At 58.9% G+C, this 19668-nt stretch carries 18 protein-coding genes and 1 tRNA gene; all 19 read right to left on the bottom strand.

The annotated features are described in order from the left end of the window. On the bottom strand, positions 1 to 658 hold a 658-nt coding region (gene rplB, locus H0V78_05840), incomplete at its 3' end, for a 50S ribosomal protein L2 (GenBank protein MBA2351308.1). Then, positions 658 to 975 (bottom strand): 50S ribosomal protein L23, encoded by a 318-nt coding sequence (gene rplW, locus H0V78_05845; GenBank protein MBA2351309.1) that lies wholly within the window; start codon positions 973 to 975, stop codon positions 658 to 660. The genes rplW and rplB, both read right to left, overlap by 1 nt. Then, positions 972 to 1592, bottom strand: coding sequence for a 50S ribosomal protein L4 (rplD, locus tag H0V78_05850; protein MBA2351310.1), 621 nt, complete (start codon positions 1590 to 1592; stop codon positions 972 to 974). Before rplD ends, rplW begins: the two co-directional genes overlap by 4 nt. 2 nt (positions 1593 to 1594) lie before the next feature. Beyond that, entirely contained in the window at positions 1595 to 2287 is a 693-nt protein-coding gene (gene rplC, locus H0V78_05855) for a 50S ribosomal protein L3 (protein ID MBA2351311.1), read from the bottom strand. Positions 2288 to 2338: 51 nt separating this feature from the next. Further along, positions 2339 to 2650, bottom strand: a complete 312-nt coding sequence (gene rpsJ / locus H0V78_05860) for a 30S ribosomal protein S10 (protein ID MBA2351312.1) — start codon at positions 2648 to 2650, stop codon at positions 2339 to 2341. Positions 2651 to 2676: 26 nt separating this feature from the next. Further along, complete coding sequence (gene tuf, locus H0V78_05865) at positions 2677 to 3867, bottom strand: elongation factor Tu (protein ID MBA2351313.1); 1191 nt, start codon at positions 3865 to 3867, stop codon at positions 2677 to 2679. A gap of 14 nt (positions 3868 to 3881) precedes the next feature. Next, complete coding sequence (fusA, locus tag H0V78_05870; protein ID MBA2351314.1) at positions 3882 to 5972, bottom strand: elongation factor G; 2091 nt, start codon at positions 5970 to 5972, stop codon at positions 3882 to 3884. Positions 5973 to 6040: 68 nt separating this feature from the next. Then, entirely contained in the window at positions 6041 to 6511 is a 471-nt protein-coding gene (gene rpsG / locus H0V78_05875) for a 30S ribosomal protein S7 (GenBank protein ID MBA2351315.1), read from the bottom strand. Positions 6512 to 6639: 128 nt separating this feature from the next. Then, entirely contained in the window at positions 6640 to 7017 is a 378-nt protein-coding gene (rpsL, locus tag H0V78_05880; protein MBA2351316.1) for a 30S ribosomal protein S12, read from the bottom strand. A 225-nt stretch (positions 7018 to 7242) separates the two neighbouring features. Further along, complete coding sequence (gene rpoC, locus H0V78_05885) at positions 7243 to 11484, bottom strand: DNA-directed RNA polymerase subunit beta' (protein ID MBA2351317.1); 4242 nt, start codon at positions 11482 to 11484, stop codon at positions 7243 to 7245. A 33-nt stretch (positions 11485 to 11517) separates the two neighbouring features. Further along, positions 11518 to 15591, bottom strand: a complete 4074-nt coding sequence (gene rpoB, locus H0V78_05890) for a DNA-directed RNA polymerase subunit beta (protein MBA2351318.1) — start codon at positions 15589 to 15591, stop codon at positions 11518 to 11520. 224 nt (positions 15592 to 15815) lie between these two features. After that, complete coding sequence (gene rplL / locus H0V78_05895; GenBank protein ID MBA2351319.1) at positions 15816 to 16190, bottom strand: 50S ribosomal protein L7/L12; 375 nt, start codon at positions 16188 to 16190, stop codon at positions 15816 to 15818. Positions 16191 to 16251: 61 nt separating this feature from the next. Beyond that, a complete protein-coding gene (gene rplJ / locus H0V78_05900) occupies positions 16252 to 16806 on the bottom strand; it encodes a 50S ribosomal protein L10 (protein MBA2351320.1) in 555 nt (184 codons plus the stop codon). A 368-nt stretch (positions 16807 to 17174) separates the two neighbouring features. Beyond that, the gene (rplA, locus tag H0V78_05905) at positions 17175 to 17888 is read right to left on the bottom strand and encodes a 50S ribosomal protein L1 (protein ID MBA2351321.1); all 714 of its coding nucleotides are present in this window, start codon (positions 17886 to 17888) and stop codon (positions 17175 to 17177) included. Position 17889: 1 nt separating this feature from the next. Continuing rightward, positions 17890 to 18321: a 50S ribosomal protein L11 gene (rplK, locus tag H0V78_05910; protein ID MBA2351322.1), complete on the bottom strand. Its 432-nt coding sequence runs from the start codon at positions 18319 to 18321 to the stop codon at positions 17890 to 17892. A gap of 123 nt (positions 18322 to 18444) precedes the next feature. Beyond that, entirely contained in the window at positions 18445 to 18975 is a 531-nt protein-coding gene (gene nusG / locus H0V78_05915) for a transcription termination/antitermination protein NusG (protein ID MBA2351323.1), read from the bottom strand. After that, positions 18972 to 19322 (bottom strand): preprotein translocase subunit SecE, encoded by a 351-nt coding sequence (gene secE, locus H0V78_05920; GenBank protein ID MBA2351324.1) that lies wholly within the window; start codon positions 19320 to 19322, stop codon positions 18972 to 18974. Before secE ends, nusG begins: the two co-directional genes overlap by 4 nt. A gap of 90 nt (positions 19323 to 19412) precedes the next feature. Continuing rightward, positions 19413 to 19488: transfer RNA gene (locus H0V78_05925), tRNA-Trp, on the bottom strand. A 22-nt stretch (positions 19489 to 19510) separates the two neighbouring features. Further along, positions 19511 to 19668, bottom strand: a 158-nt coding sequence (locus H0V78_05930) for an elongation factor Tu (protein ID MBA2351325.1), incomplete at its 5' end; no start/stop codon positions are given.

Here is a 19668-nt window from a genome sequence, read left to right on the forward strand (position 1 = left end):
CTGTCGGCCGTATGCCGCGCCAGCGCTGGGCGCCGGCCTTGCCGATCGAACGCAGCGAATTTTCCTCGTTGCCGACCTCGCCTATGGTTGCCCGGCATTCGACATGCACCTTGCGGATTTCGCCGGAGCGCAGGCGCAACTGCGCATAGCTGCCCTCGCGAGCCAGCAACTGAACTGAAGCGCCGGCCGCGCGCGCAATCTGCGCGCCTTTACCCGGCAGCATTTCGACGCAATGGATGGTCGTGCCGACGGGTATGTTGCGCAGAGGCAGGCAATTGCCTGCCTTGATCGGCGCATCGGAACCATTGACGACTTGCATCCCGGCAACCATGCCTTTGGCAGCGATCACGTAGCGTCGCTCGCCGTCTGCGTAGCACAACAACGCCAGATTGGCGCTGCGGTTAGGATCGTATTCGAGGCGCTCGACCTTGGCGCCGACACCGTCTTTATCGCGGCAAAAATCGACGATGCGATAGTGCTGTTTGTGGCCGCCGCCCTGGTGACGCGTCGTGATATGGCCGTTATTATTGCGTCCGGCTTTTTTCGACTGCTTCTCGACCAGCGGCGCGAAAGGCGCGCCCTTGTGCAAATCCCGATTTACGACCTTGACGAGCGCGCGCCGGCCTGGAGAAGTCGGTTTGACTTTAACGAGCGCCATTATTTATTCTCCGCTCCGGCGAAATTGATTTCCTGTCCAGGCTTCAGGCAAACGTAAGCCTTTTTCCAGTCTTTGCGCCGGCCCATGAATTTGCCGAAGCGCTTGTGCTTGCCCTTGACGACCAGCACCTGCACCGTCTCAACGTCGACTTTGAACATCAGTTCGACGGCAGCTTTGATTTCGGGCTTGGTCGCGTCCCGCGTCACACGGAAAACAACCTGGTCGTTTTTGTCGGCAACGAATGTGCTCTTCTCGGACACCTGCGGCGCGAGCAAGACTTGCATCAGTCGTTGCGGGTTGTATTTAACCGCGCTCATGCCAGCAACTCCTCGATTTTGGTCATCGCGCCGCGAGTCATTAGCACGTGACTGGCGCGCACCAGGCTGACGGGATCGGCGCTGCCGGCATCGATAATGCGAATATGCGGAAGATTTCGTGCCGAAAGATAAAGATTGTCGTCCAGCTTGTCGGTGATGATGAGCGTGCTGGCCAGCCCCATATCCTTCAGTTTTTGCGCAAGTCCCTTGGTTTTCGGCGAATCGACAGCCAGCGCTTCGACTATCGACAGTCGGCCCTCGCGCGCCAATTGCGAGAAAATCGAGCAAAGTCCCGCACGATACATTTTTTTGTTCAGCTTCTGGCTGAAATTTTCGTCGGGACTGTTCGGGAAAATCCGGCCGCCGCCGCGCCACAAAGGGCTGGACGCCATACCCGCGCGGGCGCGCCCGGTTCCCTTCTGCCGCCACGGCTTGCGCGTGCTTTTTGCAACGTCGGAACGGCCTTTCTGGGCGCGATTACCGCCGCGCGCATTGGCCATGTAAGCAGTGACGACCTGATGCACGAGAGCTTCGTTGTAGTCACGTCCGAACAGCGCATCCGACGCCTGGATGCTCGTATCCGACTTGCCTTGCGCATCGATCAATTTGAGTTCCATCATCACTTGCCCGCCTTGGTGGCCACCTTGGTCGCCGCCTTGGCGCCCTTCGCCGCAGCGTCCTTCACCGCCGGACGAATCACGACATCGCTTCCGGCTGAACCTGGCACCGCGCCTTTCACGAGCAACAAACGCCGTTCGTTATCGACGCGCACGATTTCGAGGTTTTGTGAGGTGCGCGCAACATTGCCCAACTGACCGGCCATGCGCTTGCCAGGGAAAACCCGGCCCGGATCCTGCGCCATACCGATCGAACCGGGCGAATTATGCGAGCGCGAGTTGCCATGACTTGCCCGGTTGGACGAGAAATGGTGGCGCTTGATGGCGCCGGAAAAACCCTTGCCTTTCGAAGTACCGCGAATATCCACCAACTGCCCGACCTTGAACACGCCGAGGTCCAGCTCGTTGCCGACCTTGAGTTCCGCCAGGCTGGCGGCGCTGGCGCTAAACTCTTTCAACACGCTGCCGGCTTCAACCCCGGCTTTCGCGAAGTGACCGGCCGCCGGTTTGGTGACGCGATTCGCGCGGCGTTTGCCAAATGCGATTTGCACCGCGGAGTAGCCGTCGATTTCGGCTGTCTTGACCTGTACGATGCGGTTATTCGACACGTCAAGCACGGTGACGGGAACTGTCGCTCCATCGTCGTTGTACAGGCGCATCATGCCGACTTTACGGCCCAGCAATCCCAAACTCATTTGTTTTCCTTGATTGCATTCCGGTTACGATTGACCGAAAGTTTGCAAACACTAAAGCTTGATTTCAACATCCACGCCGGCAGGAAGATCGAGCTTCATCAAAGCATCGACCGTCTTGTCGGTCGGATCGATGATGTCCATCAGCCGCAGGTGCGTGCGAATCTCGAACTGATCGCGCGATGTCTTGTTGACGTGCGGCGAACGCAAAACATCGAATCGCTCGATGCGCGTCGGCAACGGAACCGGGCCTTTCACCACCGCGCCAGTACGCTTTGCGGTTTCGACGATTTCGAGCGCCGACTGATCGATCAGTCGATAATCGAACGCTTTCAAGCGGATACGGATTTTCTGGCTTTGCGGCATGGTTTCGATTTATGTCGTTGACCGTTCTATTCTAAAACCTTCGCCACCACCCCTGCCCCGACCGTCCTGCCGCCTTCCCTGATGGCGAAGCGCAGGCCTTCTTCCATGGCGATCGGGTTGATCAGTTGCACGGTGACGGAGACGTTGTCGCCGGGCATGACCATTTCGGTGCCTTCGGGCAATTCGATGGCGCCGGTGACGTCGGTTGTGCGGAAGTAGAACTGCGGGCGGTAGCCTTTGAAGAACGGCGTGTGTCGTCCGCCTTCTTCCTTGCCGAGCACATAGATTTCGGCGGTGAATTTGGTGTGCGGGGTGATGGAGCCGGGTTTACTTAGGACCTGGCCGCGTTCGACGTCTTCTCTCTTGGTTCCTCTCAAGAGAACGCCGACGTTGTCGCCGGCTTGTCCCTGGTCGAGGAGCTTTCGGAACATCTCGACCCCGGTGCAGACCGTCTTCTGGGTGGCCTTGATGCCGACGATCTCCAGTTCTTCACCGACTTTGACGACGCCGCGCTCGACGCGGCCGGTGACGACCGTACCGCGACCGGAGATCGAGAACACGTCTTCGACCGGCATCAAAAAGGCGCCGTCGATGGCGCGTTCCGGTTGCGGGATGTAGGAGTCGAGGGCGTCGGCGAGCTTCTGGATCGAGGGTTCGCCCAGTTCGGACTGATCGCCTTCCATGGCTTTCAATGCCGAGCCGATGACGATCGGGGTGTCGTCGCCGGGGAAGTCGTATTTACTCAGGAGTTCGCGCACTTCCATTTCGACCAGCTCCAGGAGTTCGGCATCGTCGACCATGTCGGCCTTGTTCATGTAGACGATGATGTAGGGCACGCCGACCTGCCTTGCCAGGAGGATGTGTTCGCGGGTTTGCGGCATCGGGCCGTCGGCGGCGGAGACGACGAGGATGGCGCCGTCCATTTGCGCTGCACCTGTGATCATGTTCTTGACGTAGTCGGCATGTCCCGGGCAATCGACGTGGGCGTAGTGGCGATTGGTCGTCTCGTATTCGACGTGGGCGGTGTTGATGGTGATGCCGCGCGCTCTTTCCTCGGGGGCGGAATCGATCTGGTCGTAGGATTTGACATCGCCGCCGAACTTCTTGGCCATGATCTTGGTGATGGCGGCAGTGAGTGTGGTCTTGCCGTGATCGACGTGGCCGATGGTGCCGACGTTGACGTGCGGTTTGGTGCGTTCGAATTTGCTTTTGGCCATGGTCGTCTTCCTGCTTATTTTTTGTTGATGATTGCTTCTGCTTCGTTCTTGGGCATTTCCGTGTAGTGCTTGAATTCCATGGTGTACGTTGCGCGGCCTTGCGTTGCCGAGCGCAGGGCCGTCGAATAGCCGAACATCTTGGCGAGCGGCACTTCGGCGCGGATTACCTTGAGACCGGGTAAATCTTCCATGCCCTGAATCATGCCGCGCCGCGAGCTCAGATCGCCGACTACGTTGCCCATGAAATCGGCGGGCGTTTCGACCTCGACAGCCATCATTGGCTCGAGCAGCACCGGCGTGGCTTTGCGCATACCATCCTTGAAGGCGATCGACGCCGCCATCTTGAACGCGTTTTCATTCGAGTCGACATCGTGGTATGAACCATCGAACAAGGTCACTTTTACGTCGACCACCGGAAAGCCCGCGAGCACGCCATTCGGCAGGGTTTCGACCAAGCCCTTCTGCACGGCGGGGATATACTCGCGCGGAACCACGCCGCCCTTGATGGCATCGACGAATTCGAAACCTTTGCCGGCCCCGTTCGGCTCCATCTTGAGCCAGACGTGACCGTATTGCCCGCGCCCACCCGATTGTTTGATGAATTTGCCTTCGACTTCGACCAGCTTCTTGATCGCTTCGCGGTAGGCGACCTGCGGCGCGCCGACATTCGCCTCGACGCTGAATTCGCGCTTCATGCGGTCGACGATAATTTCCAGGTGCAATTCGCCCATGCCGGAAATAATGGTCTGGCCCGACTCTTCGTCGGTACGGACGCGAAACGACGGATCTTCCTGGGCCAGGCGATTCAGCGCAATCCCCATCTTCTCCTGATCGGCTTTGGTCTTCGGCTCGACCGCTACGTGAATCACCGGCTCGGGAAATTCCATGCGCTCGAGTGTGATGATGCGATCCGGATCGCATAGCGTTTCTCCGGTGGTCGCCTCCTTCAAACCGACCGCGGCCGCAATATCACCGGCGCGGACTTCCTTGATCTCATCGCGCTGGTTTGCATGCATCTGCAACAAACGGCCGATGCGCTCTTTCTTTCCCTTGATCGGATTGTAGATGGTGTCGCCGGAAGACACGACGCCGGAATAAACCCGGAAGAATATCAACTGCCCGACATACGGATCGGTCGCGATCTTGAATGCCAGGCCGGCAAAGGCTTCGTCATCGGCGGCGCGGCGTACGGCGGCCTGACCGTTTTCGAGCTCGCCCTTGACCGGCGGAATATCGACTGGCGAAGGCAAAAAGTCGATAACCGCATCGAGCATGGCCTGCACGCCCTTGTTCTTGAACGCCGAACCGCACAGCATAGGCACGATCTCGTTGTGCGTCGTGCGCAAACGCAGGCCCTGTTTGATCTCGGCCTCGGAAAGCGCGCCTTCCTCAAGATACTTGTGCATCAATTCTTCGGTCGCTTCAGCCGCAGTCTCGACCATTTTTTCACGCCAGCTTTCAGCCTCCGCCTGCAATTCCGCCGGAATGGCGCGCTCCTCGTACTTCATGCCCTGCGTCGACTCGTCCCAGTAAATCGCCCTCATCTTGATCAGATCGACGATGCCTTCGAACTTGTCCTCCGCACCGATCGGCAATTGAATCGGAACTGGATTCGCTTTCAAGCGGCTTTTGATCTGCTCGAAAACGCGCATGAAGTTGGCGCCCGAGCGATCCATTTTGTTGACGAAGGCGAGGCGCGGAACCTTGTACTTATTGGCCTGGCGCCAGACTGTTTCAGTTTGCGGCTGCACGCCGCCGACGGCGCAGAACACCGTGCAAGCCCCATCCAGAACGCGAAGCGAGCGCTCGACTTCAATAGTAAAATCGACGTGCCCAGGCGTATCGATGATGTTGATGCGATGTTCGGGATGATGATTGTCCATCCCTTTCCAGAAGCAGGTCGTCGCTGCGGAGGTGATGGTGATACCGCGTTCCTGTTCCTGCTCCATCCAGTCCATGATGGCGGCGCCATCATGGACCTCGCCTATCTTGTGGGAAACACCCGTGTAGAACAGCACGCGTTCGGTGGTCGTAGTCTTGCCGGCGTCGATGTGCGCCATGATGCCGATATTGCGATACCGTTCAATAGGAGTTTTTCTTGCCACAGCCTTGCCTTTAAATCCTCAGTTCCAACAATTGTCTTCAATGGAGCGCGCTTTTGCTCAGAAACGATTCAGAAACGATAGTGGGAGAAAGCTTTGTTGGCCTCGGCCATGCGGTGCACTTCCTCGCGCTTTTTCATTGCACCGCCGCGGCCTTCCGCTGCTTCGGCCAGTTCGCCGGCCAGTCGCGCGCCCATCGATTTTTCCGAACGCTTGCGGGCTGCCTCGCGCAGCCAGCGCATGGCTAATGCCGTGCGCCGCAGCGAACGGACTTCGACCGGAACCTGATAATTGGCGCCGCCCACGCGCCGGCTCTTGACTTCAACGACCGGGCGCACATTGGTCAGCGCCTGGGTGAAAACATCCAGCGGGTTTTTTCCGGTTTTCTTGCCGATCTGGGCGAGCGCGCCGTAGATGATGCGTTCGGCGACCGATTTCTTGCCGCGCGTCATCAGCACGTTAACAAATTTCGCAACGTCCTGATTGCTGTATTTGGGATCCGGCAATATCTCGCGTTTCGGTACTTCTCTACGTCTGGGCATGGTTCAAACTTTTAAGAATCGAGCTTGCTACCTGTTTCGATCTAGCCGCGAAGTGTTTCGGCCTTGGCCGCAAAGCGCGCAGCGGATTCCTCCATGCGCGCCGCGGCTTCCACGCGTTTACGCACGCGCTAAGCAGCCTTTGGCCGCTTGGCGCCGTACTTCGAACGCCCCTGCTTGCGGTCTTTCACGCCTGCGGTATCGAGGCTGCCGCGCACTGTGTGGTAACGAACACCCGGCAAATCCTTCACGCGGCCGCCGCGAATCAGCACCACCGAGTGTTCCTGCAGATTGTGTCCTTCGCCGCCGATATAGCTCGATACTTCAAAACCATTGGTCAGACGTACCCGCGCAACTTTTCGCAATGCCGAGTTTGGCTTTTTCGGCGTCGTCGTATAAACGCGCGTGCAGACACCACGTTTTTGCGGACTGTTGCCTAGCGCCGGCACCTTGCTTTTCACGCGTTTTGCGGACCGCGGCTTGCGAACCAGTTGATTTATCGTCGGCATGGCGTTATCGAACACTCTTGCGATGCGCGCGGGCGCATCATTCAACCAAATTATTCAGATTAAAAAATCGGGGACGGCATGTCTGCCGTCCCGCGACATTGAATCAAGCATTTATTGATGCACGGCCGGACTTATCGATGCACAACCGGACTTATTGACGCACAGCCGACCACCGGGCCGTACGGGCTAAAAGACCGACGATTCTAGGGTCTAAGGTCTGGGGTGTCAAGCAACATGCTCCTTGGTTTCGGCCTGGTCCACGCTTTCTTCGCTCAACTCGCGGCCCTCCGCAATGTCGAGACCCAATTGCTGTTTCCGGCGCGCGTTGTGATAGGCCAAACCCGTGCCGGCAGGAATCAATCGGCCGACAATCACGTTTTCCTTCAGGCCGCGCAGATCGTCGCGTTTGCCCATGATCGCAGCTTCGGTCAGCACGCGAGTGGTTTCCTGGAACGAGGCAGCCGAAATGAATGAATCGGTAGACAGCGAAGCCTTGGTGATGCCCAGCAGCAGGTATTCGTAAACCGCTTCCTGCTTGCCCTCGGCGGCGACGCGTTCGTTCTCCACAAGTACTTCAGCCCTTTCCAGCTGTTCACCCTGGATGAAGCGCGTGTCGCCGGCGTCGGCGATCTGCACGCGCCGCAACATCTGACGCACGATCACTTCTATGTGCTTGTCGTTGATCTTGACGCCTTGCAATCGATAAACGTCCTGCACCTCGTCGGTGATGTAGCGCGCCAGGGCTTCCACGCCCAGCAAACGCAGGATATCGTGCGGATCGCGCGGCCCATCGACAATGACCTCGCCCTTGTTGACGACCTGGCCATCGTGCGCCATCACGTGCTTTTCCTTGGGAATCAGATACTCGTGCGGCACGTGATCGAGATCGGTGATTACAAGGCGCTGCTTTCCTTTGGTGTCCTTGCCGAACGAGACGGTCCCCGTCACCTCGGCCAGTACGCCGGCATCTTTCGGCGAACGCGCTTCGAACAATTCGGCGACGCGCGGCAAGCCACCCGTGATGTCGCGCGTTTTGCTGGTCTCCTGCGGAATACGCGCGAGCACTTCGCCGACCGAGACTTGCTGACTGTCCTTGACCGTGATCAGCGAACCCACCTGGAAAGTGATGTTGACCGACAGGTCGGAGCCGGCCATCTTGATCTCCTCGCCTTTCGGTCCGAGCAGCTTGACCTGCGGACGCAAACCCTTCGCCTGAGCCGCGCCGCGACGCTTCGGGTCGATCACGACCAGGGTAGACAGGCCGGTTACCTCATCGATCTGCTTGGCGACCGTGACGTTTTCCTCAACGTTCTCGAAATGCACGGTGCCCGCGTATTCGGTGATGATCGGACGGGTGTGCGGATCCCACGACGCGAGCAATTGACCGGCCTTGACGGCGTCGCCGTCCTTGATCATCAGGGTTGCGCCGTAGGGCACTTTATGCCGCTCGCGCTCGCGGCCGGCATCGTCCTGAATGACCACTTCGCCGCTGCGCGAAATTACGACCTGCTCCTTGCGCGCGTTACTCACGTAGCGCATGACCTGGGTGAAGCGCGCGGTACCGTTCGACTTGCTCTCGACCTGGCTGACGACCGCCGTACGCGACGCCGCGCCACCGATGTGGAAGGTGCGCATCGTGAGCTGTGTTCCCGGCTCGCCGATCGATTGCGCGGCGATCACGCCGACCGCTTCGCCGACCGCGACCATCTGGCCGCGGCCGAGATCGCGTCCGTAGCATTTCGCGCACAAGCCGAAACGGGTGTCGCACGTCAGCGGCGTCCTGACCTTGATTTCGTCGATGCCGAGCGCCTCTATGGTATCGACCGCATCTTCGTCGAGCAGGGTGCCTGCTTCGAAGATCGTCTCGCCGGTTTCCTGCTGCACGATATCGTTGGCTGCGACGCGCCCCAGAATGCGTTCGCGCAGCGCTTCGACGACCTCGCCGCCTTCGACCAGCGCCTTCATGGCGGCGCCGTTCGCCGTCCCGCAATCGTCTCTGGTCACCACCAGATCCTGCGTGACGTCGACCAGACGCCGCGTCAGATAGCCGGAGTTCGCCGTTTTCAACGCGGTATCGGCCAGACCTTTGCGCGCGCCGTGCGTCGAGATGAAGTACTGCAGCACGTTCAACCCTTCCCGGAAGTTGGCGGTGATCGGCGTTTCGATGATAGAGCCGTCGGGCTTGGCCATCAGCCCGCGCATGCCGGCCAACTGGCGGATTTGCGCCGCCGAGCCGCGCGCGCCCGAATCCGCCATCATGTAGATCGAGTTGAACGACTCTTGGGAGACCAGCCGCCCTTTGTCGTCCTTGAGCGGACCCAGGGTCTTTTTCCTGGCATCCCAGTTCATCACCTGCTCGATACCGAGTTGCTCCATCATCGCCTTGGCGACGTCATCGCCGGCACGGCCCCAGATATCGACGACCTTGTTATAACGCTCACCCTGGGTGACGAGCCCGGAGGTGTATTGTTTTTCGATCTCGGAAACTTCCTTTTCGGCGGCGGAAATCAAATCGTTCTTCTGCTGCGGCACGAGCATGTCATCGACGCAAATCGAAATGCCCGCGCGCGTTGCGAGCGTAAAGCCGGCGTACATCAGCTTGTCCGCGAAGATGACCGTTTCACGCAGTCCGCAACGGCGGAAAGCGGCGTTGATCAGCCTGGAAATCTCTTTTTTCTTGAGCGCCTTGTTAATCAGGCCAAACGGCAAGCCGACCGGCAGGATCTCGGACAGCAGCGCACGGCCGACGGTCGTCTCGTAGCGCGTGACCTTTTCACGGCGTTCGCCGTCGCTGTCGTTCTCGACTTCCTTGATGCGGACGGCAACGCGGGCGTGCAGATCGACCTGGCGCGATTCATAGGCGCGCGATACTTCACCGACATCGGCGAAACGCAGGCCTTCGCCGCGCGCGTTGATGGCTGAGCGCGTCACGTAATACAGACCCAGCACGATGTCCTGCGAAGGCACGATGATCGGCTCGCCGTTCGACGGCGACAGCACGTTGTTCGACGACAGCATCAAGGTACGGCATTCCATCTGCGCTTCCAGCGACAGCGGCACGTGCACAGCCATCTGGTCGCCGTCGAAGTCGGCGTTGAATGCCGCGCAAACCAGCGGATGCAACTGGATCGCCTTGCCTTCGATCAGCACCGGCTCAAACGCCTGGATGCCGAGCCGATGCAAGGTCGGCGCGCGATTCAGCATGACCGGATGCTCGCGGATGACGTCTTCGAGGATGTCCCAGACCTCCGGCACTTCCTGCTCGACCAGTCGTTTGGCGGCTTTGATCGTGGTCGCAAGCCCCAGCACTTCAAGCTTGTGGAAGATGAACGGCTTGAACAGCTCGAGCGCCATTTTCTTGGGCAGACCGCATTGATGCAGCTTCAGTTGCGGGCCGACGACGATCACCGAGCGGCCGGAATAATCGACGCGTTTGCCGAGCAGGTTCTGGCGGAAGCGCCCGCCCTTGCCCTTGATCATGTCGGCGAGTGATTTCAGCGCGCGCTTGTTGGCGCCGGTCATGGCTTTGCCGCGACGCCCATTGTCGAGCAGGGAATCGACCGATTCCTGCAGCATGCGCTTTTCATTGCGCACGATGATCTCGGGCGCCTTCAATTCCAGCAGCCGCTTCAGCCGGTTGTTGCGGTTGATGACGCGGCGATACAGATCGTTGAGGTCGGAGGTCGCAAAGCGGCCGCCATCGAGCGGCACCAGCGGACGCAATTCCGGCGGCAGCACCGGCAGCACTTCCATGATCATCCAGTCGGGCTTGATGCCGGACTTGTGGAAAGCTTCAAGCACCTTCAGGCGTTTGGCGATTTTCTTGATCTTGGTGTCGGAGCCTGTGGCTGCGAGTTCTTTATGCAGATCGTCGAGTTCGCGGTTCAGATTCAGACTGCGCAGCAGATCGCGTATGCCTTCAGCGCCCATGCTCGCGGAAAAATCATCGCCGAACTCTTCGACTTTGGTCAGATAATCGTCTTCGCTCAGGAGCTGACACCGCGTCAGCGGCGTCATGCCGGGGTCGGTCACGACGTACGCTTCGAAATACAGCACGCGCTCGATATCGCGCAAGGTCATGTCGAGCACCATCCCCAGACGCGACGGCAGCGACTTCAGAAACCAGATGTGCGCCGCCGGGCTGGCGAGCTCGATATGCGCCATGCGTTCGCGGCGTACTTTCGACAGGGTCACTTCGACCCCGCATTTCTCGCAGATCACGCCGCGATGCTTGAGCCGCTTGTATTTGCCGCACAGGCACTCGTAATCCTTGGTCGGCCCGAAAATCTTCGCGCAAAACAGGCCATCGCGTTCGGGTTTGAACGTGCGGTAGTTGATCGTCTCCGGCTTTTTGACTTCGCCGTACGACCACGAGCGGATTTTCTCGGGCGACGCCAGGCCGATCTTGATCGCATCGAATTCTTCTTCCTGCGTGACCTGCTTGAATAAATCGAGCAATGCTTTCATTTGACCTCCAGTGAGGCGTGAGGAGTGAGGCGGTTAAAACCGATCCAGATCGATATCGATCGCGAGCGAGCGGATTTCCTTGACCAGCACGTTGAAGGATTCCGGCATGCCGGCGTCGATCTTGTGCTCGCCCTTGACGATGTTCTCGTAGACTTTCGTGCGCCCGGAAACGTCGTCGGATTTAACCGTCAGCATCTCCTGCAGCGTATAGGCTGCGCCGTACGCTTCCAGCGCCCAGACTTCCATTTCACCAAAACGCTGGCCGCCGAATTGCGCCTTGCCGCCCAACGGCTGCTGCGTGACCAGGCTGTACGGGCCGGTCGAGCGCGCATGCATCTTGTCGTCGACCAGATGATGCAGCTTCAGCACATGCATGTAGCCGACCGTGACCGGGCGATCGAACACATCGCCGGTACGCCCATCGTGCAATTGCACCTGGCCCGAGCGCGGCAGGCCGGCCAAGGTCAGCATGTCCTTGATCTCGGTTTCGGTGGCGCCGTCGAACACTGGCGTCGCGAAGGGCACACCCTGTTTGAGGTTGAAGGCGAGATGCAGCACTTCGTCATCCGACAACGACGCCAAATCTTCGATCGTCCCGCTCGAGTTGTATATCTGGGTCAGCAGCTTGCGGACTTCCGCGACCTTGGTCTGCGCTGCCAGCATGTCGCCGATTTTCCGGCCTAAACCTTTCGACGCCCAGCCGAGATGCGTTTCCAGAATCTGGCCGACGTTCATCCGCGACGGCACACCGAGCGGATTCAGCACGATGTCCATCGGCGTGCCGTCCTCCATGTACGGCATATCTTCGACCGGCACGATTTTCGAGATCACGCCTTTATTGCCGTGGCGTCCGGCCATTTTGTCGCCAGGCTGCAGGCGGCGTTTGACGGCGACGTAAACCTTGACCATTTTCTGCACGCCCGGCGGCAGCTCATCACCGCTCGTGAGCTTCTTTTTCTTCTCTTCGAACGCGGCATCGAAATCGACGCGCTTCTGCGCAATACCGTCTTTCAACTGCTCAAGCTGACGGCTGGATTCATCATTGGCGAGGCGGATATCGAACCAGTGGTGGCGTTCGACCTCCGCCAGATAGGTCTTGGTGATTTTGCTGCCTTTTGCTATGCGTTTGGGGCCGCCATTAACCGTCTTGCCGAGCAACAGCCGCTCGATGCGGCCGAAAGCATCGTTTTCGACGATGCGCATCTGGTCGGCGAGATCTTTTTTGTAGCGCTTCAGTTCATCCTCGATGATCTGCCTGGCGCGCTTGTCGCGCTCTATGCCTTCGCGCGTAAACACCTGGACTTCGATGACGGTTCCCGACATGCCGGAAGGCACGCGCAAGCTGGTGTCCTTTACGTCGGAAGCCTTTTCGCCAAAAATCGCGCGCAGCAGTTTTTCTTCCGGCGTCAGTTGCGTTTCACCCTTTGGCGTCACTTTTCCGACCAGCACATCGCCGGCTTCGACTTCGGCGCCGATATGAATGATGCCCGATTCGTCGAGCCGGCCGAGCATCGTTTCCGACAGATTGGAAATGTCGCGCGTGATCTCTTCGGCGCCGAGCTTGGTGTCGCGCGCCACGATTTGCAGCTCTTCGATGTGGATCGATGTGAAGCGGTCTTCGGCGACGATGCGCTCCGAGATCAGGATCGAATCCTCGAAGTTGTAGCCGTTCCAAGGCATGAAAGCGACCAGCAGATTCTGCCCCAGCGCGAGTTCGCCCATATCCGTCGACGCGCCGTCCGCCACGACATCGCCTCTGGCGAGGACGTCGCCAACCCTGACCAGCGGACGCTGGTTGATATTGGTGTTCTGATTCGAGCGCGTGTACTTGATCAGATTGTAGATATCGACGCCCGCTTCGCCGGTGACCGTTTCCTCATCACGCACGCGAACGACGATACGTGCTGCGTCGACATAGTCGACGGTGCCACCGCGCACAGCCTGGACCGCCGTTCCCGAATCGACCGCAACGGTGCGCTCGATGCCGGTGCCGACCAAAGGTTTCTCGGCGCGCAGGCAAGGCACCGCCTGGCGCTGCATGTTCGAACCCATCAGCGCGCGATTGGCATCGTCGTGCTCGAGGAACGGGATCAACGAAGCCGCGACCGACACGATCTGCGATGGCGCAACATCCATGTACTGGATGCGCTCGGGCGCCGCCAGCTCGAATTCGTTGCGATGCCGGCACGAAACGATCTCGTCGGTGAACTTGCCCTTCTTGTCGAGCGCGGCATTGGCCTGCGCAATCACGAACTGGCCTTCCTCAATGGCGGACAGGTAATCGATATGGTCGGTGACCTGGCCATTGCCGACCCTGCGATACGGCGTTTCCATAAAGCCGTATTCGTTGGTACGCGCATACAAAGCGAGCGAATTGATCAGACCGATGTTCGGACCTTCCGGGGTTTCGATTGGGCAGACGCGGCCGTAGTGCGTCGGATGCACGTCGCGCACCTCAAACCCGGCGCGCTCGCGCGTCAAGCCGCCGGGTCCGAGCGCCGAGACCCGGCGCTTATGGGTAATCTCGGACAGCGGATTGGTCTGATCCATGAACTGACTCAACTGGCTCGACCCGAAAAATTCGCGGATCGCGGCCGATACCGGTTTGGCGTTGATGAGATCGTGCGGCATCAGGTTTTCCGACTCGGCCTGGGACAAGCGTTCCTTGACGGCCCGCTCGACGCGCACCAATCCGGAACGGAACTGGTTTTCCGCAAGCTCGCCGACCGAACGCACGCGCCGGTTGCCGAGGTGATCGATATCGTCGATCTCGCCGCGGCCATTGCGCAGCTCGACCAGAATCCTGATGACCGCCGTGATGTCTTCGTTCGACAAGGTTCCCGCCCCGGTCAATTCGGTGCGGCCGACACGGCGGTTGAATTTCATGCGGCCGACGGCCGACAGGTGGTAACGCTCCTCGGCATAGAACAGACCTTTGAACAGCGCCTTCACGGCATCTTCGGTCGGCGGTTCGCCGGGACGCATCATGCGATAGATCGCGACCTGTGCGGCCAACTGGTCGGTCGTCTCGTCGATGCGCAGCGTTTGCGAGATGTAGGCGCCCTGATCGAGATCATTCGTGTAGAGCGTATTGAACTGGCCGACTTCGGCGTCCTGCAATTTGCTCAGTACCGGTTCGGTGATCTCGTCGTTGGCAGCGGCGATGATTTCGCCCGATTCCTTGTCGATCACGTTGTGGGCCAGGACGCGGCCGATCAGAAAATCGTCCGGAACGGCAATTTTCTTGATGCCCGCCTGCTCGAGGTCGCGCACGTGCTTGACGGTAACGCGCTTGTCCTTGGCGACGATCAGCTTGCCGGTCTTGGTGCTGATATCGAAGCGCGCGATTTCGCCACGCATGCGTTCGGGGACGAGTTCGAATTGTGTCGTCTTCTTGCCGAGATGAAACGTATCGAACGCGAAAAATTCCTTGAGTATCTGCTCCGGCGTGTAGCCGATTGCTTTCAGCAGAATCGTGACCGGCATCTTGCGGCGGCGGTCGACGCGGAAGTACAGATAATCTTTCGGATCGTATTCGAAATCGAGCCACGAACCCCGATACGGAATGATGCGCGCCGAGAACAGCAGTTTGCCCGAGGAATGGGTCTTGCCGCGGTCGTGCTCGAAAAACACGCCCGGCGAACGATGCAATTGCGAAACGATCACGCGCTCGGTGCCATTGATGACGAACGAACCGGTATTCGTCATCAACGGAATCTCGCCCATGTAGACCTCCTGCTCCTTGACTTCCTTGACCGTCGGCTTGCTCGCCTCGCGATCCATGATGGTCAGGCGCACCTGGGCGCGCAGCGGGCTTGCATAAGTCAGGCCGCGCTGCTGGCATTCCTTGACGTCGAACGGCGGCATGCCGAGAAAATAGCTGACAAAGTCGAGTCGCGCGTTGCCGGAATGGCTGGAAATCGGAAAAATCGACTGAAAAGCGGCCTGCAGACCCTGCGTGGCCCGTTTGTCAGGCGCAACGGCGGCCTGCAAAAAGGCCGCGTAAGACTCGAGCTGGGTGGCAAGAAGAAACGGCACCGGCAGGACGCTTGCGCGCTTGGCGAAACTCTTGCGGATGCGTTTTTTCTCGGTAAAAGAATAGCTCATAGTCGCTCCATCGCTTCAGAAAGTGGGGGCTTGCGGCGCGCAGAACAGCGGAAAAACCGAGGTGAAGGCATTAGTACGCTTTTTGACTGAAAAATTCCATGCAAGCGCTGCCTTCCCGCGTTTTGTTCGAGTCGGGGTTTTTGACGACAAGGCGAGGCGTCCGCTTCTGTCGTCCTGCAGGCCAGGCAGCTCGCGCGAGCCGCCGCCTGGCCGCCTGCTGACAATTACTTGACTTCAGCGGTCGCGCCGGCGTCGGTCAATTGCTTCTGGATCGCTTCGGCATCGGCCTTCGGTATACCTTCCTTGACCGGCTTGGGCGCCCCGTCAACCAGGTCCTTGGCTTCTTTCAAACCCAGTCCGGTGATGGCGCGTACAACCTTGATCACGTTGACCTTGCTTTCGCCGACCGTATTCAGGACGACCGTGAATTCGGTCTTTTCTTCGGCTGCCGGGGCTGCCGCTGCGGCTGGCGCGGCGGCGGCTACAGCGGCCGCTGCCGAGACGCCAAATTTTTCTTCCATATCCTTGATCAGGCCCGAAAGTTCGAGCACCGTCAGATTGCCGATTGCATCCAAAATATCTGCTTTGGCCAGAGCCATGGTTTTCTCCTGAGAATTTACTGTGAAAGGCAGTAGGAAAGGCGCCGCGTCGAATCCTTTGCTAGGCGGCAGCCTGTTCGGTTGCTTGTTCGGCCGTCTGCTTGCTGTCGCGTAGTGCCGCCATGGTGCGCACGAATTTGCCGGGGACTTCATTCAAGGTTCGAACGAATTTCCCGATCGGCGCTTTCATGGTTCCCATCAGCATGGCGAGCAACTGATCGCGGCCCGGCAAAGTGGCCAGATTCGCGACGTCTTTCGCATTCATGACCGAGCCCGCCATGGCGCCCGCCTTGATTACGAATTTCTCGTTGCTGCCCTTCGCGAAGTCATGCAGCACCCTGGCGACCGCGACCGGATCGCTCGACATGCCATAAGCCAGCGGTCCGACCATGTGGTCGGCAAGTCCGGCAAATGGCGTATCGGCGACGGCACGGCGCGCGAGCGTGTTTTTTAAGACGCGAAAATACACGCCCGAACCGCGCGCTTTCGCTCGCAACTTCGTTATTTCGCCGACTTGCAAATGACGGTATTCGGCAACGACGATTGCTTGCGCGCCTTTGACTTCGGCACTGATTTCAGCGACGACCGATTTTTTCTGTTCCAGATTTAAAGCCAAGGTCGATCTCCTTTCATATGAGAATGAGGGTTGGGGATCGACGACTCCGAGCCCGGCATCGCGCTCTTCGCCTTCATCCTTCGCCCGCATCCTTCTAACAACAGCGACCTTGAGTCAGGAGAAATCCTGGTTTCGGGTGCGCTATCTGCGTAGGCATCGGGAGACTTCTTGACCAGCGAATCGGTCTGAAGCACTGCCGTCAATTAAACCTTGCGGTCCCTACGGTCTTTGATATCCCCGACCGGCAAAGCCGCCGGATCGGCCCAAAGCCCTGCTTCGCTTGTTTGCGAAGCTGCGTCCCCGCGCAGCGGGAACCTGTTACAAAATACTGCGTTACCTTTTTCGCAAGACGCGTGTCTGGCGATCGATTAACGTTGCGACTGCTGTTGCGCTGCCAGGCTCGTCGTATCGACCCTGACGCCGCCGCCCATCGTGCTCGACAAAGCGATCTTGCGCAGGTAAATGCCCTTGGAAGTCGCCGGCTTGGCTTTATTCAAGGCATCGACCAGCGCCAGCAGATTTTCCCGCAGTGCATCGACCGAAAAAGATGCGCGGCCAATCGCGCACTGGATGATCCCGGCTTTGTCCGTACGATATTGCACCTGCCCGGCCTTCGCATTCCTGACGGCGGTCGCAACATCCGGAGTCACCGTGCCAACTTTGGGATTCGGCATCAAACCGCGTGGTCCCAGAATTTGCCCAAGGCCGCCTACCACGCGCATGGTGTCAGGGCTGGCGATGGCGACATCGAAATCGATGTTGCCGGCCCTGATCTGCTCGGCGAGGTCTTCAAGCCCGACGATATCGGCGCCGGCAGCTTTGGCTTTTTGCGCGTTTTCGCCTTGCGCGAATACGGCGACGCGCACGGTTTTTCCGGTGCCCTTAGGCAGCACCACGGCCCCGCGCACCAACTGATCGGACTTCTTCGCATCGATCCCTAGGTTGATAGCCACGTCGACCGATTCATCGAATTTGGCAGTCGCGTTTTCCTTGACCAGTTTTAGCGCGTCGGCGACCGCGTAAGTCTGGTTGCGGTCGATCTTCTTCTGGATCGCGGCAAAGCGTTTCGATATTTTGGCCATGTCAAACCCCCTCGACTTCTATGCCCATGCTGCGCGCACTGCCGGCGATCGTGCGGACGGCCGCATCCATATCGCTGGCGGTCAGATCGGGTTGCTTGGCCTTGGCGATCTGCTCGGCCTGAGCGCGCGTCAGTTTGCCGACCTTGTCGGTATGCGGACGAGGGCTGCCCTTCTGTATCCCGGCGGCCTTCTTGATCAGGACAGTCGCCGGCGGCGTCTTCATGATGAAACTGAAGGTCTTGTCGGCGAACGCGGTGATGACCACGGGGATCGGCAACCCGGCTTCCATGCCCTGCGTTTGCGCGTTGAACGACTTGCAGAATTCCATGATGTTGAGGCCGCGTTGACCAAGCGCCGGGCCGATCGGCGGGCTTGGATTGGCCTTGCCGGCCGGAACTTGCAGCTTGATGTAACCAACGATTTTCTTCGCCATTTTATTCTCCTGTGTGAGTCCAAACGCACGTTCGGCTTCAGCCTACTTGCGCTCCTCCGCCGTATTAAGCGACGGGCCCGTCGACTTCAATACGGCGACGTAGAGCGACACGAAGTGTCTGCTCTACGCTTTCTCGACTTGCCCAAAATCCAGTTCGACCGGCGTCGATCGCCCAAAAATCGAAACCGACACGCGTATCTTGCTCTTGTCATAATTGACGTCTTCGACGTTGCCGTGGAAATCGGTGAACGGGCCTTCCTTGACGCGTACCGCTTCGCCGACTTCGAACAATACTTTCGGCTTCGGCTTTTCGACGCCTTCCTGAATCTGGTGCAGGATGTTCTGTACTTCCTTGGCCGAGATCGGCGTCGGTTTCATGGCCGAGCCGCCGATGAAACCCGTGACTTTCGGCGTACTTTTGACCAGATGCCAGGTTTCATCGGTCATTTCCATTTCGACCAGCACGTAGCCCGGGAAGAATTTGCGTTCGGAAATGCTTTTCTGGCCGCTTTTCATCTCGACGACTTCTTCGACCGGAACCAGGATCTGGCCGAATTTATCCTGCATGCCGGCGCGCTGGATGCGGTCGAGCAGCGTGCGCTGCACGCTCTTTTCGTAGCCGGAATAAGCGTGAACTACGTACCAGCGGATCATGCGCCCCCTCGTCCCATCAGCCTTTCAACCGCCCACAACAACGAGGCATCGACAATCCAGAGGAAAATCGCCATCACGAGCACGAACAAAAACACGATGCCGGTGGTCTGGAACGTCTCCTTGCGGGTCGGCCAGACTACCTTTTTCGTCTCTTCGATAGAATCCTTGGCGAACGCAAAAAACTGCTTGCCAGGCGCGCTGGTCCAGCCGACAACCGCGGCGAGCACGAGGCCGCCGAGTACCGACAGGACGCGAATGATGGTCGGACTTCCGTCCAGGTAATAAAAACCGGCGATGCCGGCGATGACGAGTAGCGCTGCGATAGCCAGCTTGATCTTGTCTGCCATTACGTTTTTGACTGCCTCACTGATCCGCTGCGCGGTATTGCTGCCATTGGTTTGTTGCCGCCGTTAGCTTCAGTATCGCCGGGTGGCAGGTGGCAGGCCAGGAGGGTGTCGAACCCCCAACCTTCGGTTTTGGAGACCGACGCTCTGCCAATTGAGCTACTGGCCTGTTGTTCAAGAATAACGAGGGGTCATTCAATCACCTTCGCCACCACCCCTGCCCCCACCGTCCTGCCGCCTTCCCTGATGGCGAAGCGCAGGCCTTCTTCCATGGCGATCGGGTTGATCAGTTGCACGGTGACGGAGACGTTGTCGCCGGGCATGACCATTTCGGTGCCTTCGGGCAATT

The sequence above is a fragment of the Burkholderiales bacterium genome, assembly GCA_013695435.1.
GTDB lineage: Bacteria > Pseudomonadota > Gammaproteobacteria > Burkholderiales > JACMKV01 > JACMKV01.